Annotated in this window: 12 protein-coding genes and 2 pseudogenes; 11 read left to right on the forward strand and 3 right to left on the reverse strand. The window is 61.2% G+C overall.

From position 1 onward, the window contains the following. Positions 1 to 78 precede the first annotated feature (78 nt). From ACS5Q8_RS11715 to ACS5Q8_RS11765, 11 genes and pseudogenes are all read left to right on the forward strand, one after another. A complete protein-coding gene (locus ACS5Q8_RS11715; protein WP_426102375.1) occupies positions 79 to 855 on the forward strand; it encodes a CbbQ/NirQ/NorQ/GpvN family protein in 777 nt (258 codons plus the stop codon). Then, positions 839 to 1402: a cytochrome c oxidase subunit 3 gene (locus tag ACS5Q8_RS11720; protein ID WP_443694085.1), complete on the forward strand. Its 564-nt coding sequence runs from the start codon at positions 839 to 841 to the stop codon at positions 1400 to 1402. The genes ACS5Q8_RS11715 and ACS5Q8_RS11720 overlap by 17 nt, the downstream gene beginning before the upstream one ends. A gap of 7 nt (positions 1403 to 1409) precedes the next feature. After that, positions 1410 to 1640 (forward strand): cytochrome C oxidase subunit IV family protein, encoded by a 231-nt coding sequence (locus ACS5Q8_RS11725; RefSeq protein ID WP_276193437.1) that lies wholly within the window; start codon positions 1410 to 1412, stop codon positions 1638 to 1640. Between the two features lie 251 nt (positions 1641 to 1891). Continuing rightward, positions 1892 to 5887, forward strand: a pseudogene (locus ACS5Q8_RS11730) (RHS repeat-associated core domain-containing protein); the annotation flags it as partial. A gap of 393 nt (positions 5888 to 6280) precedes the next feature. Continuing rightward, the gene (locus ACS5Q8_RS11735) at positions 6281 to 6637 is read left to right on the forward strand and encodes a hypothetical protein (RefSeq protein ID WP_426102369.1); all 357 of its coding nucleotides are present in this window, start codon (positions 6281 to 6283) and stop codon (positions 6635 to 6637) included. A gap of 98 nt (positions 6638 to 6735) precedes the next feature. Then, positions 6736 to 6834, forward strand: a pseudogene (locus ACS5Q8_RS11740) (hypothetical protein); the annotation flags it as partial. A gap of 149 nt (positions 6835 to 6983) precedes the next feature. Then, positions 6984 to 8930: a type VI secretion system Vgr family protein gene (locus ACS5Q8_RS11745; protein WP_276193432.1), complete on the forward strand. Its 1947-nt coding sequence runs from the start codon at positions 6984 to 6986 to the stop codon at positions 8928 to 8930. A 15-nt stretch (positions 8931 to 8945) separates the two neighbouring features. After that, complete coding sequence (locus ACS5Q8_RS11750) at positions 8946 to 9380, forward strand: DcrB-related protein (RefSeq protein ID WP_426103151.1); 435 nt, start codon at positions 8946 to 8948, stop codon at positions 9378 to 9380. Between the two features lie 140 nt (positions 9381 to 9520). Then, on the forward strand, positions 9521 to 9961 hold the full coding sequence (locus tag ACS5Q8_RS11755) for a c-type cytochrome (protein ID WP_276193430.1): 441 nt from the start codon (positions 9521 to 9523) through the stop codon (positions 9959 to 9961). 3 nt (positions 9962 to 9964) lie between these two features. Continuing rightward, complete coding sequence (locus tag ACS5Q8_RS11760) at positions 9965 to 11386, forward strand: cbb3-type cytochrome c oxidase subunit I (protein ID WP_261755623.1); 1422 nt, start codon at positions 9965 to 9967, stop codon at positions 11384 to 11386. Between the two features lie 65 nt (positions 11387 to 11451). Further along, complete coding sequence (locus tag ACS5Q8_RS11765; protein ID WP_465160218.1) at positions 11452 to 13293, forward strand: nitric oxide reductase activation protein NorD; 1842 nt, start codon at positions 11452 to 11454, stop codon at positions 13291 to 13293. Here ACS5Q8_RS11765 and ACS5Q8_RS11770 read toward each other — a convergent pair. The 3 genes from ACS5Q8_RS11770 to ACS5Q8_RS11780 all read right to left on the reverse strand — a co-directional run bounded on the left by ACS5Q8_RS11770 (position 13287) and on the right by ACS5Q8_RS11780 (position 14890). Further along, complete coding sequence (locus ACS5Q8_RS11770; protein ID WP_276193426.1) at positions 13287 to 13478, reverse strand: protein DnrP; 192 nt, start codon at positions 13476 to 13478, stop codon at positions 13287 to 13289. The two genes, ACS5Q8_RS11765 and ACS5Q8_RS11770, sit on opposite strands and share 7 nt — an antisense overlap. Further along, a complete protein-coding gene (locus ACS5Q8_RS11775; RefSeq protein WP_276193424.1) occupies positions 13475 to 14158 on the reverse strand; it encodes a Crp/Fnr family transcriptional regulator in 684 nt (227 codons plus the stop codon). The genes ACS5Q8_RS11770 and ACS5Q8_RS11775 overlap by 4 nt, the downstream gene beginning before the upstream one ends. A 132-nt stretch (positions 14159 to 14290) precedes the next feature. After that, positions 14291 to 14890: a hemerythrin domain-containing protein gene (locus tag ACS5Q8_RS11780; RefSeq protein ID WP_426103155.1), complete on the reverse strand. Its 600-nt coding sequence runs from the start codon at positions 14888 to 14890 to the stop codon at positions 14291 to 14293. Positions 14891 to 14934 lie beyond the last annotated feature (44 nt).

Below are 14934 nucleotides of genomic sequence, written 5' to 3' on the forward strand. Positions count from 1 at the left end.
AGTTCGCCGCAGGCGACGCTTGCCAAGTTGTCGCAGGCGCCCGTAGCGTGGCCGTCAAACCCGCTGTGGATGCCTGTCATGACTGAGCCCTTCTACCAACCCCTGGACAATGAACACCTGCTGTTCGAACACGCCTGGCGCCACCGCATGCCGGTGCTGATCAAGGGCCCTACGGGCTGCGGCAAGACTCGCTTCGTGCAGCACATGGCGCACCGTCTGCACTTGCCGCTGTACACCGTGGCCTGCCACGACGACCTGAGTGCCGCCGACCTGATTGGCCGTCACCTGATCGGCGCCGAGGGCACCTGGTGGCAGGACGGCCCGCTGACCCGCGCCGTGCGCGAAGGCGGCATCTGCTACCTGGACGAAGTGGTCGAGGCCCGCCAGGACACTGCCGTGGTGCTGCACCCGGTGGCCGACGACCGCCGCGAGTTGTACCTGGAGCGCACCGGCGAAGTGGTCAAGGCGCCGCCGTCGTTCATGCTGGTGGTGTCCTATAACCCCGGTTACCAGAACCTGCTCAAGGGCATGAAGCCCAGCACCCGCCAGCGTTTCGTCGCGATGCGCTTCGATTACCCGGCCGTCGAAGGCGAGGCGCGCATCGTGGCGCGTGAGGCTCAGGTGGACCTTGCCCTGGCGACCCAGGTGGTGCGCCTCGGCCAGGCCTTGCGCCGCCTCGATCAACACGACCTGGAAGAAGTCGCCTCCACGCGCCTGCTGATTTTCACCGCGCGCCTGATCGCCGCCGGCATGCCCATTCGCGAAGCCTGCCTGGCGTGCCTGGCCGAAGCGCTGACGGACGACCCGCACACCGTGGCCGCCTTGATGGACGTGGTGGATGTGTACTTTGCCTGAACCCCGCCGCCTGCCGGGCGACCTGGCGATGTGGTTTTTCATCCTCGCCGAGTTGTCGGTGTTCGCGATTCTGATCCTCGCGTTCGCCGTGACCCAGGTGCTCAAACCCGAGGTGTTTGCCGCAGGGCGCGCGCAACTGGACACCTCCACCGGGCTGGCGATGACCCTGAGCCTGTTGACCGCCGGGTTGCTTGCCGCGTTGGCGTTGCAGCAGGTGCGATTGCAGCGCTGGCGACGCGGCGCCGGTTTATTCGTCGCGGCGTTGTTGGTGGCGCTGGTCTATGTGGCGATCAAGCTCACCGAGTACGCCCACCTGGGCGCTGCGGGACTCGGCCTGGAGCACAGCACGTTTTTTACCTTGTACTGGATACTGACCGGGTTTCATTTCCTGCATGTGCTGCTGGGCATGGTGATTCTCGCGTGGCTGGCGCTGGGCTGCTGGCGCGTCGGGCTGTCGGTCGGCGGGCTGGAGTCGGGGGTGCTGTATTGGCACATGGTGGATCTGGTGTGGGTGGTGCTGTTTCCGTTGGTTTACGTGATTGGATGAGGTGCTGATGACCGCTTCCCAAGGGTTGATCGTGTGTTGGGCTACGTTGGTGTTGCTCAGCGTCGGCACCGTGCTGGCCGGCGGCTCCGGGCTATGGCTGGCGGTTTTGCTGCTGGCGGTGGTCAAGGCGTGGATGATTGCCGATGGGTTCATGGAGTTACGGCATGCCCCCAGGTTTTGGCGCGCTCTGGTGCTGGGCTGGCCTGTCGTTTTGGTGTTGGTGGTGGGGCTTGTCTAGGCTCGGAGTGCCCAAGATCAAAAGCCAAAGCGAGGCGGCCGTATAGCCGACTTGATCCGGTCACCTGTGGGAGCTGGCTTGCCTGCGATGGCATCGCCTGGGTGGACCTGATGGACTGAGGTGTCTGCATCGCAGGCACCTGCGCTCCGCCTGCTTTGGGAAAATTCTTACGCCTCTCTCGGAAAGTCTCACCTGAGCAACGCGTTAGTTGCGTGATTTGATTCCGGCCTTTTCAGGCAGGGATTGCAGGCATGACTGACGCGTTTTGGGCCGCCCGCGAAGGCGATGCGCTGCTGCACACCTCAATGATGGCCGATGTTCTCGGCGGTGTGCTGGAAGTCGCGGCCTATGCCGCCATCACGTCCGTGGGCTGCCTGGCCGCCGGCGCGTTGATCGCTGCAGCGACCGGCGTGACCATCGCCACTGGCGGCGTTGGCTGCGTCGCCCTGGGGCTGGCGGTCGGCGCTGTGATGGGGATCACCGCCGGGCTCTCGGGGGCTGACGTGAAGATCTCCAGTTGGTGCGAAACCGCCGCCAACTGGGTTTTTCCGCCGGTGATCGAGGCCTTTATCAGCAGCGGCTCAGACGACGTTTTCATCAATGGCAAACCGGCGGCCAGGGCGGCCGGAAAGATGATGGCTGTGCCGGTCGCGGCCAGTGAGCCACCGGCCCCCAGTTTTCTGGACATGGCACAGGGATTTTTCTCACAACTGTGGCGCCCGACGGTCGCCACACCCGCTGCCGGTACCGTGCCGTGTCCGCTGGACACGGTCGCCTGCACCAAGCACCCGCCCATGCCCGAGCAATTCATTGCCGAGGGTTCCAGTTCGGTCTTCATCAACGGGCAACCGGCCGCACGCAGCGGTGACCGCAGCACGTGTGACGCCAAGATCGGCAGCGTCGAGGGGCTGATTTCTGCCGATGTGCGTATCGGTGGCGACCCCGTCGTGGTGCGCGAAATTCGCAGTGGAAAGACACCGGGCGTCGGCTTGGCGATTGCCGCGCTGCTTGCGCTACGCGGCAATGTGAAAGGCTTTAGGAGCACATTGCCGTGCCTGGTCGGCGGCGCGGCGGTGGGCGGAGCCGTGGCCTATGGAACCAGCAAAATCACCTCGGCACTCAACAGCGCGGTCAACGGCACGCCCAACCCGGTGCATAGCCCGACCGGGGCCAAAATCCTCGGCGCCGAAGAAGAACTGGACTTCGTGCTGCCAGGCCTGCTCCCCATCGACTGGCAGCGCTTCTACAGCAGCCTTGACCAACGCCACGACGGCCTTTTCGGCGCCGGCTGGAGCGTTGCCTATGAGGTCGCCGTCGAGATCGATAACGATGAACACCTCACCTACATCGATGAGCAGGCGCGCCGTATAGACATCGGCTACATCCCGTTGTCAGGCGGCGCCTTCAGCACCGGCGAAGGCCTTGCGGTCCGGCGCAGCGCCGACGGCGCCATCCTGATCGAAAGTATCGACGGCCTGTATCGGCTCTTCGAACCCGACCCTCTGAACCCCTCGCGGATGCGCCTGCATCTGCTGGGTGATCGTAACGAAGGGCGCATCTTTCTGGATTACGACGCCCAGGGTCGCCTGTGCCGCCTGCGCGACAGCCATGCGCTGATGCACGTCGACGTGAGCTACACCGTCGAGCATCCGCGGCGCGTGAGCCATATCGAGCGCCGTTACCTGCATCGGCAACATTTTGCTGGGCGCAGCGACGTGTTGGTCAGCTATCGCTACGACACCCACGGCGACCTGGCTGAAGTCCTCGACGCACAAGGCACGAGCCAACGACGTTTTGCTTACGACAGCGCGCGGCGCATGGTCGAACACCAACTGCCGAGTGGCTTGCGTTGCTTCTACCAATGGCGCGCAGTGCCTGGCCCGCAGGGTGAAGAATGGCGCGTCAGCCGGCATTGGACCGATGCCGGCGATGCATTCACCTTCGACTACGACCTGGATGCCGGTATCACGCGCGTCACTGATGGCCTGAAACGGGTCAGCACACGCTATTGGAACCCGCATTACCAGATCACCCGCTACGTCGATAACCTGGGCCATACGTGGCAGTTCGAATGGAGCGAAGATCGCCAATTGCTCGGCGCGATTGATCCGCAAAACGGCGAGTGGCGCTTCAGTTACGACGAATCCGGCAACCTGAGCGCAGTGACCGATCCACTGGCCAGGATCAGCAACACCCAGTGGCTGGCGCATTGGGCATTGCCCGAAGTGGAAACCGACCCGGCGGGCAACCGTTGGCATTACCGCTACGACCGGCATGGCAACTGCATCGAAGAGATCGATCCGCTGGGCAACCGCACCCGTTATGTCTATGACGATTTCGGCCAGCCGGTGCAGATCATCGATGCCACCGACAAAATCCGGAAGCTGCACTGGGACGAGTGGAGCCAACTGATCGAGGAAGTGGATTGCTCGGGCTACGCCACCGGCTACCAGTACGATGCATTCGGCAATGTGGTGGTGCACACCAATGCTGAAGGTGAGTCGGTGCGCTATCAGTACAGCCGGCAAGGGTTGTTGCTGGAATGCCGATTTTCGGACGGGCGCCTTGAGCATTTCCAGCGCAACGCCAGTGGTTATCTGACGGGCTATGTCGACCCCGCCGGCAACATTTCCCGCTATGCCTACGACCGGCGCGGCCAGGTTAAACAACGCTGGGACGCGCATAACCGCTGCGTCACCTTCGACCACGATGCCTACGGGCGACTGCTGAAACTGACCAATGAAAACGGCGAAAGCTATCGCTTTGAGTGGGACGCAGCCGATCGCCTGGTGCAGCAACAAGACCTCGACCACAGTCGGCGCTGCTATGCCTATGACCCGCTGGATAACGTCGTCGCCGTCGGTTACCTGCCGGGAAGCGAAGGCGAGGCGGTAGACGCGCTGACACACCAGCTCCAACGCGACCCGCTCGGGCGCCTGGTCAGCAAAGTCACCGCCGACGGCACCACCGTTTATAAGCACGACCTGAACGACCAACTGGTCGCGGTCACCTTCACCGCTCTCGACGGTCGCGAGCAAGCACTTGGCTTTAGCTATGACGCGCTGGGGCAACTGCTCGAAGAACACAGCTCGGCGGGGTGTCTGCAACGCCATTACGACGAATTGGGCAACCTGACTCAAACCCACTTGCCTGACGGACGCTGGCTCAATCGCCTGTACTACGGCAGCGGCCATCTGCATCAGCTGAATCTCGACGGCCACGTCATCAGCGACTTCGAACGCGACCGCCTGCACCGCGAACTGCAACGCACTCAGGGTCAACTCAGAACAAATACCGACTATGACCGCAGTGGCCGGGTCCGCTCACGCCAGCGTCGCAGCATCGACCAACCGTGGCAGTTGCCGACATTGGTCGAAACCCACTACAGCTACGACCCCAGCGACAACCTGATCGGACGCCGCCGTACCGACCGCCAAGAGCACCTGGCCTACGACAGTAGCGGACGTATCCTCGTCAGCCAACAAATAGGCCGGATCGAAACCTATGCCTAGGATGCGGCAGCCAACCTGCTCGACGGGCCACAACAAGGCGGCCTGGTACGGCATAACCGGCTGCTGACGTATCAAGACAAGCGCTATACCTACGACGCTTTGGGGCGAATGGTTGAAAAGCGTAGCGCTGTGCGAGGTGTGCAGCGTTTTGCCTACGACGCCGAAAGCCGGTTAGTTGAAGTACGCAATGACAACGGCAGCGTGGTCAGGATGGCCTACGACCCGCTGGGTCGGCGCATTGAAAAAACTGAACACGGCAGCGATGGCTGTCCGCTGGGCGAAACCCGGTTCACCTGGGATGGCCTACGGTTGTTGCAGGAGCATAAACACAGTCAGACCAGCCTCTATCTCTACGATGGCGACAGTTACGAGCCTCTTGCCAGGGTCGACGGTAACGGTGAATACCAACGCGTGCGGTATTACCACAACGACCTGAACGGCTTGCCGGAGCAACTCACCGAGGCCGACGGCCATGACGTCTGGCGAGCGACTTATCGGGTGTGGGGCAACACGCTGGAGGAGGTGCGGGAGCCTTACTTCATTGAAGAGCAGAATTTGCGGTTTCAGGGGCAGTATCTGGATCGGGAGACGGGGCTGCATTTTAATACGTTTAGGTTTTATGATCCGGATGTGGGGAGGTTTACGACGCCGGATCCGATTGGGTTGGAGGGGGGCTTCAATCTTTACCAATATGCTCCAAACCCTATCAGTTGGATTGATCCATGGGGTTGGGCTAGCTCAAATCCTGGTGTGTATGACGTGTCGTTTGAGGCTCATATCAGCAAGGATATTTGGCATTCGAAAGACATGGTGCATTTCGCCGAATCCAACAGGCAGCTTCACTACGCGATGAAGAATGACCCCGTGTTGAGAAACACCGTAGAAACGAAGCACCCAGGTATTTCAGAGTGGGTAGCACCGAAGAAGAATGGCAAATTCAGATCGATAGCCTTGGCGGGTTCTACCTGGCACCACCATCCCGTCGTAGGCGGTAATCTACAGTTGGTAAGTTATGCAGACCATAAAGATCGTCACGGCGATTACCACCCTAAAGGTCCTAATGGGAAGCGTGTAGGCGGACGAAAAACCTGGGGCGGCGGTTCGTCTTGTAGAAAATAGGAGTTATCTGTGAAAAAAATACAAGGTATTGCAAACCTTTTTGACACCATTCACCCAGTTTCCGAGAATGCGTGGGTATATACCAATTTAAAAAAATGGGAGCAGCAGCCAGAAAATGCAGTTTTTTATCTTATTACTGAGGATGAGATTGATGAGCTTGAAGAAGATGATGAAACAGTAGAAAACACCGCAGGTGAGAGCATCCCTAAGTCTTTGGAGCGAGAAAACGTCGAAACTTGGCTTGAAGTTCAAACCTTGCAAGCAATATCACAAATTATCCAGAAAAACGTTAAAGCTCCCAATAGCATTATTTTGATCCAAGCAATTAACCACTATCGGGAGTACGACGACTTCATGGAGGTCTGATTTGTACACTGAGACGAAATTTCCCGTTAATAGTGTTTGTTTTTTCGGCCACTTAATCGAGTGCAAAAAGGCATAAATATAACGGTCCTGAAGGGCATGAATTCCTCACGCGCATGCTCGAAGGCAAGGCGCAGGCGGGTGTGCGGATCAGTAGCCGGGATAACGAATTGCACTACGCCTTCAGCGACGCCGAATAACGACTGTTGGAATGCGGTTTAAATGTGGGAGGGGGCTTGCCCCCGATGGCGGTGAATCAGTCACCACATGCATCAACTGACACACTGCTATCGGGGGCAAGCCCCCTCCCACATTTGGATTGGGTTCCTTCAGCTATTAGGGTACTTCGATGCTATTCAACCAAACCTCACGCCTAGCCAAAATCACCAGCCCCCTCGGGCCGGACGTGCTGCTGCTCAATCAAATGGGCGGCGGCGAAGCGTTGGGTCGGCTGTTCACCTACGACCTGCAACTGACCTCCCTGGACGCCAACATCGACCTCAACCAGTTGCTCGGCAAGCCGATGAGCGTCGGCGTGCAACTGGCAGACGGCGGCGAGCGGCATTTCCACGGGATCGTCGCGCAGTGCAGCCAGAGCATTGACCAGGGCCAGTTCGCCAGCTACCAGGTGACGCTACGCCCGTGGCTGTGGTTGCTGAGCCGCACCTCGGACTGTCGGATTTTCCAGAACCTGAGCATCCCGCAGATCATCAAGCAGGTGTTCCGCGACCTGGGTTTTTCCGACTTCGAAGACGCCCTGAGCCGGCCATACCGCGAGTGGGAATACTGCGTGCAGTACCGCGAAACCAGCTTCGATTTCGTCAGCCGCTTGATGGAACAGGAAGGCATCTACTACTTCTTCCGACACGAACAGGACCGCCACGTGCTGGTGCTGGCCGATGCCTACGGCGCCCACACCACGGTGCCGGGATACGCGTCGATTCCGTATTACCCCAAGGACGAGCAGCAACGCGAACGCGACCACATGCACAACTGGCACCTGGCGCAGCAAGTGCAGCCGGGCTCGCTGGAGCTCAACGACTACGACTTCCAGCGCCCCAGCGCGAGCATCGACGTGCGCTCGGCCATGCCGCGCCCGCACACCGCCGGCGACTACCCGCTGTACGACTACCCCGGCACCTACGTGCAAAGCGCGGACGGCGAACACTACGCGCGCACCCGCATCGAAGCGCTGCAAACCCTGCATGAACAAATCGAATTCAGCGGCAACGCCCGCGGCCTCGGCTCCGGCCACCTGTTCAGCCTCACCGGCTTCAGCCGCCAGGACCAGAACCGCGAATACCTGATCGTCGGCATCCGCTACAACATCCATCAGGAAAGCCTGGAAAGCGGCGGCGGCTCAAACTCTGCGCAGTACGAAAGCAGCCTCACCTGCATCGACGCCCAACAAAACTTCCGCCCGCTGGCCAACACCTATCGCCCCATCGTCAAAGGCCCGCAGACCGCCCTGGTGGTCGGCCCCAAAGGCGAAGAAATCTGGACCGACCAGTACGGCCGCGTGAAGGTGCATTTCCACTGGGACCGCCACGACCAATCCAATGAAAACAGCTCGTGCTGGATACGCGTGTCGCAGTCGTGGGCCGGCAAGAACTGGGGCTCGATGCAGATCCCACGGATCGGCCAGGAAGTGATTGTGAGCTTTCTCGAAGGCGACCCCGACCGGCCGATCATTACTGGGCGGGTGTACAACGCGGAGCAGACGGTGCCCTACGATTTGCCGGAGAACGCAACCCAGAGCGGCATGAAAAGTCGTTCGAGCAAGGGCGGCACGCCGGCCAACTTCAATGAAATCCGCATGGAGGACAAGAAGGGGTTGGAGCAGGTGTATATCCATGCCGAGCGGAATCAGGACATCGTGGTTGAGGTAGATGAGAGCCACTCGGTGGGGCATGACCGCAACAAGCGCATCGGGCACAACGAGACGGTAACGATTGGCGCTAATCGCCTGCGCGTAGTACGCAACAACGACACCGTGCTGGTGGGCGGCGCCAAATCCGACTGCGCCGCCACGCGCTATACCCTCGAAGCTGGAGACAGTATTCGCCTGGTGTGCGGCGACAGTGTGATTGAGCTCACGTCAGACGGAGCCATCAACCTGACCTGTGGCTCGTTCAATCTGTTTTCCTCCGGCAGTAGCAAGATCCAGACACAAGGCAAACTGGATATCAACCAGGGCAGTGACAAGGGCACATCACCCGGTCAGCAGGGTGTGCGAGCCACTATCCATAACGCCGTCGAATCAACATTTGCGGACACGCCGGGCGCCGGCCAATAACGAGATACTTGCACCATGAACTACTTGATCAATGAAGCCCAATTCACCTTGCCCGATGCCGCCGTACAGGATGCCTCGATCAATATCCTCAAGTTCGCCCACCTGGGCACCACGCTGGTCGTCAGCCGTAGCCCGCTGGCGGACGGCGAAACGTTGCAAAGTAACTTCCAAGCGCAGCTAAAAGCGCTCGAGCAACAGGAGAAGTACCTTCGTTACTCGCCAGTGCAAGCCATAAAGGTGGGGACCGCACAGGATGTCGATGCCTATGAAGTGCAGAACAGTTTCAACAAAGGCAGCGACAGCTTTTACCAGTACCAGTTGGCGCTGCAACTACCGGGCACACGCCGCCTGATCGCGTTGAGTTACGTCAAGACCCAACCCCTCGGGCCCGCCGAAGCGGCTCACTGGGCAACGCTCAAGCGCACGCTTAACTGCTTCGCCGCACCCTGAATCAAACGGAGCCAAACCGACCGCTACTCAATCCCCCAAGAATACCCGACCACCCCGATCAACAATTCTTGATCGCCATCAAGCGGTTTTCACCCCCCACCTTCCTATCATGGCCACCGCCAAGCCATGAGGAAGCGACCATGTCAGAGACCTTCACCAAGGGCATGGCCAGGAACATCTATTTCGGAGGAAGCGTGTTCTTCTTCCTGATTTTCCTGGCCTTGACCTACCACACCGAACAAACCTTTCCCGCCCGCAGCAACGTCGACCAGCTCACTGACTCCGTGATCCGCGGCAAGGGCGTCTGGGAGCGCAATAACTGCGTCGGTTGCCACACCCTGTTGGGCGAGGGCGCGTACTTTGCGCCGGAGCTGGGCAATGTGTTCAAGCGCCGTGGGGGTGACGAAGGGTTCAAGCCGTTCCTGCACGCCTGGATGAAAATGCAGCCCCTTGGGGTGCCGGGGCGTCGGGCCATGCCGCAATTCAACCTCAGCGACCAGGAGGTGGACGACATGGCCGAGTTCCTCAAATGGAGCTCGAAGATCGATACCAATAACTGGCCACCGAACAAGGAGGGCTGAGCCATGCGCAGCGCCAATCCCTATCTGAAATTCCAATCCCAGGCCGTGGCCAAACCCTACTTTGTGTTTGCCTTGATCCTGTTCGTCGGCCAGGTGCTGTTTGGCCTGATCATGGGCCTGCAATACGTGGTGGGCGACTTTCTGTTCCCGTTGATCCCCTTCAACGTGGCGCGGATGGTCCATACCAACCTGTTGATCGTCTGGCTGTTGTTCGGCTTCATGGGCGCCGCCTATTACCTGATACCCGAGGAGGCCGACCGCGAACTGCACAGCCCCAAACTGGCCATCGTGCTGTTCTGGGTGTTTGCCGCGGCCGGGGTGTTGACCATCCTCGGTTACCTGCTGGTGCCGTATGCGGCGCTGGCCAAGCTGACCCATAACGAACTGTTGCCGACCATGGGCCGCGAGTTCCTCGAGCAACCGACCATTACCAAAATGGGCATCGTGGTGGTGTGCCTGGGCTTTCTCTACAACATCGGCATGACCCTGCTCAAAGGGCGCAAGACCACGGTCAGCATGGTGATGATGACCGGCCTGATCGGCCTCGCGGTGTTCTTCCTGTTCTCCTTCTACAACCCCGGCAACCTCGCACGGGACAAATTCTACTGGTGGTGGGTGGTGCACCTTTGGGTCGAAGGCGTGTGGGAACTGATCATGGGCTCGATGCTGGCATTCGTGCTGATCAAGGTCACCGGCGTCGACCGTGAAGTGGTGGAAAAATGGCTGTACGTGATCATCGCCATGGCCTTGATCACCGGGATCATCGGCACCGGGCACCACTTCTTCTGGATCGGCGCACCCGAGGTGTGGCTGTGGGTCGGCTCGATCTTCTCGGCCCTGGAGCCGCTGCCGTTCCTGGCGATGGTGATGTTCGCCTTCACCATGGTCAAACGTCGGCGGCGCCAGCACCCGAACCGCGCGGCCACCTTGTGGGCCAAGGGCACCACCGTGACAGCGTTCTTCGGTGCCGGGGTCTGGGGCTTCCTGCACACCCTGGCACCGGTCAACTTCTACACCCACGGCACCCAGCTCACGGCGGCCCACGGCCACCTGGCGTTCTTCGGGGCCTACGCGATGATCGTGATGACCCTGATCAGCTACGCCATGCCACGCTTGCGCGGCCTCGGCGAAGCCCCCGATGCGCGTTCGCAGACCATTGAAATCTGGGGCTTCTGGCTGATGGTGCTGTCGATGGTGATGATCACCCTGTTCCTCACCGCTGCCGGCGTGGTGCAGGTGTGGTTGCAGCGCTGGCCGGCGGACGGTGTGGCCTTGCCGTTCATGGCCACGGTCGAGCATTTGACTGTCTTGTTCTGGGCCCGCTTGGCCAGTGGCGTGGTGTTCCTGCTGGGGCTGCTCTGCTACCTGTACAGCTTCCGCCAACGCCAAGCAGTCGCCGGTGCGCCGGCGCCGATTGTGTATTGATCGTCAATCCCTGAGAGGGCGGCCCGGCTGGTACAGCGGGCCGTTTTACGTTTGGAGCACACGTCATGGCCTTTACCCTGGAATTGGAAGAGTGGGTCGGCAGCGTCTGGCACCGCTTTATCACCCGCCGTGCCACTGTGGATTTCCCCGAGGCGCAGGTCGCGCTGACGGACCATCAGCGCAGCCTGGCCCTGTTGTTTCGCGCCCTGGGCGGCGCCGGCGGGATGGCGCTGGAGGCGGCCTGCGAGCGCGACCTGTTGCTGCGTCGCAACCTGTTGATGCGCATCGCCGGCACCTGCAAACAGGCGCCCTTGGCCTCTTGCGACGGCAACCGCCTGCGCTTGCCGGCGCGCCTGGCGGTGTTCCCCGACGCGGCGCTGAACCACGAGTTGTATCGCTGGCTGGCGTTGCTCGCGGCCCACGCCGGGCCGATGAGCCACTGGGCGCGCGACAACCAACGCTGGACCTGGCTGCTGTTGCAGCGCTACCCGGCGATGCTGCCGCGCTACCAGCGCCTGGTGGAGGCGCACCTGCAACTGCGCCCCGACCCGGCCAGCCTCAAACCCGATGACGCCGCGCTGGAACGGGCCTTGCGCAAGGCCCTGCGCGAACCCGGCAGCGTGCGTCACTTGCCGCGCAGTGCGCGGGCCGCCTGGCCGTTGCCGTTATGGCTGTACCCGGCGCTGCAGTTGGACACTCCGCAAAGTACCGACGTGGAGGAGGAGGGCGACGACCTGTCAGCCCCGCCCGGCGAGCAGCAAGGCGGGCCCAAGCGCGCCACCCGCGTTGACGACGCGAGCCGCGATGGCGGCCTGTTGGTGGTGCGCCTGGAAAACCTGTTCAGTTGGAGCGAACACGTCGACCTCGATCGCTGGTCTGACGACAGCCAGGACCCGGACGCCGCCCGTGTCGCCGAAGACCTCGACCAGTTGAGCCTGTCGCGCCAGCGCGTGCGCAAGAGCGGCGGGCTCAAGCTGCACCTGGATCTGCCGCCCGCCGATGTCGACGACATCCCCTTGGGTGAGGGCATCAAGTTGCCCGAGTGGGACTACCGTCGGCAGTGCTTGCAGGCAGGCTTCGTCAACCTGCAATTGATGCAGCCGCGTTGCGCCGCGCCGCAACCCTTGCCCGCGCGGTTGCAGGCCCAGGCCCAGCGCCTGCGCCGGCAATTCCAGAGCTTGCGCACCGACCGCCAATGGAAGCGCCAGCAGCCTCAAGGGTCAGAGGTGGACCTGCAAGCCTGGCTGGATTTTCACGTAGAGCGCCAGCAGGGCGCCTGCGCCGAGCGCGGGCTATTCCTTGAGCAGCGCCACACCCACCGCGACCTGGCGTGCCTGTTGCTGGCCGATCTGTCGATGTCCACCGATGCCCATGTCAACGATGAGCAAAAGGTCATCGATGTGATACGCGACAGCCTGCTGCTGTTCGGCGAAAGCCTGGCCGGGGCCGGGGACCGCTTTGCGTTGTATGGGTTTTCTTCGCTGCGGCGGCATCAGGTGCGTTTGCAGGTGCTCAAAACCTTCCAGCAAGCCTATGACGATCGCACGCGTGGCGCGATTCAGGGCCTCAAACCGGGTTACTACACGCGCATGGGCGCGGCCATCCGCCAGGCCACCCAACTGCTGGGCGCCTGCCCGCAGCGGCGCAAGTTGCTGTTGTTGATCACCGATGGCAAGCCCAATGACCTGGACCTGTATGAGGGCCGTTACGGCGTGGAGGACACGCGCCAGGCGGTGGTCGAAGCGCGGCGCCAGGGCTTGATTCCGTTCTGCATCACCATCGACAAACAGGCCGGCGACTACCTGCCGTACATGTTCGGCGCGCATGGTTTCACGCTGATCCATCGCCCGGAACAATTGCCGCTGCGCCTGCCGCAGCTGTATCGGCAGTTGACCGAGGCTCAGTAAAAGTCCCTGGGTAACCAGAAGAACATCACCGCGCAGAACAGCGTCAGGCCCAGGCAGAACCACTGGAAACGCTTCAGTCGGCGCGCCAGGGTGCTGGCGTGGGCCTCGGGCAGCGGCGTGGCACAGCGCTCGCAAAGGTCGCGCTCCACGGCGTTGCCGTGCTGGCAGACCAGGCAGGTTTTCACTCGAATTGCTCTAGGCGCGGGCGGTCGAGAATCGCGATTTGCCGGCCGTCCTGGGTGATGATTTTCTCATCGATCAAGCGCCGGATAATCCGCGAAAACGTCTCCGGCTGGATCGACAGGTGCCCGGCAATCAATTGCTTGGCCATCGGCAGCTCAAAGCTGCAGTTGGTGCTTTGCAGGCGCACCAGTTGCGTGAGCAGGTAGCGCACCACGCGGTGGGTGGCGTTTTTCAGCGACAGGGTTTCGATCTCGTTGACCCGCTGGTGCAGGCGCACGCACAACGTGCCGAGCAGGGCGAAGGTCAGGCGGCTGTTGCTTTGCAGCAAACGCATGTAGGTGGCGTTGGACAACCGGTACAACTGCGTGGGGCACACCGCTTCGGCGCAGGCCACGTAGTTGGGCGTATCCATCAGCATCATGGCTTCGGCAAAGGTCTGCCGCTCGCCGATCACCTCGAACACCTTCTCCTGGCCGTCCGGGGTGAGGCGGTAGATTTTCACTGCGCCGGCGATCACGAAGTAGAACGCGTCGGCCGGTTCGCCCTGGCGAAACAGTGGTTCGCCTTTATCGACACTGAGCAATTGGCTGCTGCTCATCAGTTCGTTCAGTTGCACCTCGTCCAGGGGCTCGAACAGGTGGTGGCTGCGCAGGATTTGGTGATGAACGCGATGGAGCACCATCTTGACCTCGGGGAATGACGGGAAGGGATGTCCGAGGATAATCCTGTTGGCGTCGGTCGTACTTGATCCTCGACAAGGGCAACGCACAGGCAACGTTGCACGATCGTCGCAGTGATCGGTTGAGCACGTGCGCTATGCGCGGGCCGGTACGAGGCCGGGCGCGGCGTTGGCGAACAGTATGTCGTTCTCCAGGCGGATGTGTTCGCGCAGGTCGGCATGAAAGGCGCTCAGCTCGCGGTACAGGCTGCGCCAGGTGTTACAGGCCTCGGCCGGCGGGGTGATCTGGTTCGTCAGGCTTAACAGCTGCTCCAGCGCCTCGGCGTGCTGGTCGTGCTCGTAGCGCATCACCTGGATCGGCGTCGCCGCCTGGGGGCCCATGCCCATTTGCAGCATCGGGAACAGCACCTGCTCTTCCTTGAGCATGTGGCTCTCCAGTTCCTGCTGCATATCGTGCAGCAGGTCGGCCAGGCCGTTGGGGCATTGCAGGTGGTGGCCGTGGACCTGTTCGACGCGGCTCGCCAGGCGCACCAGTTCCGGCAATTGCTCGCGATGACGCGCGTGGTAGCGCGTCAGCAGATGGTCGATCAAGTGGTCCTGGGGTTGGGTGTTCCAGTCGCTCACGCGCATCGGGCTTTCCTCATCGGCGGTACGGATATACACCGGTGATTGCACGTGGCGTGCCAATTTCAACTGATTGAAAAATAACGATATATCCCGGAGCAAGGTAATCATGACCACAGGTTGTCAGGGTGTTGTGAACCCCAGGAGGGTCGAAA

This window comes from Pseudomonas sp. PAMC25584 (assembly GCF_058135675.1).

Excerpts from the sequence above, each read along its gene's own strand:
- ACS5Q8_RS11745 (WP_276193432.1), top strand. The coding sequence starts at position 6,984 with ATGCTATTCAACCAAACCTCACGCCTAGCCAAAATCACCAGCCCCCTC.
- ACS5Q8_RS11780 (WP_426103155.1), bottom strand. The coding sequence starts at position 14,890 with ATGATTACCTTGCTCCGGGATATATCGTTATTTTTCAATCAGTTGAAA.
- ACS5Q8_RS11755 (WP_276193430.1), top strand. The coding sequence starts at position 9,521 with ATGTCAGAGACCTTCACCAAGGGCATGGCCAGGAACATCTATTTCGGA.
- ACS5Q8_RS11765 (WP_465160218.1), top strand. The coding sequence starts at position 11,452 with ATGGCCTTTACCCTGGAATTGGAAGAGTGGGTCGGCAGCGTCTGGCAC.
- ACS5Q8_RS11715 (WP_426102375.1), top strand. The coding sequence starts at position 79 with ATGACTGAGCCCTTCTACCAACCCCTGGACAATGAACACCTGCTGTTC.
- ACS5Q8_RS11760 (WP_261755623.1), top strand. The coding sequence starts at position 9,965 with ATGCGCAGCGCCAATCCCTATCTGAAATTCCAATCCCAGGCCGTGGCC.
- ACS5Q8_RS11775 (WP_276193424.1), bottom strand. The coding sequence starts at position 14,158 with ATGGTGCTCCATCGCGTTCATCACCAAATCCTGCGCAGCCACCACCTG.
- ACS5Q8_RS11720 (WP_443694085.1), top strand. The coding sequence starts at position 839 with ATGTGTACTTTGCCTGAACCCCGCCGCCTGCCGGGCGACCTGGCGATG.
- ACS5Q8_RS11725 (WP_276193437.1), top strand. The coding sequence starts at position 1,410 with ATGACCGCTTCCCAAGGGTTGATCGTGTGTTGGGCTACGTTGGTGTTG.
- ACS5Q8_RS11750 (WP_426103151.1), top strand. The coding sequence starts at position 8,946 with ATGAACTACTTGATCAATGAAGCCCAATTCACCTTGCCCGATGCCGCC.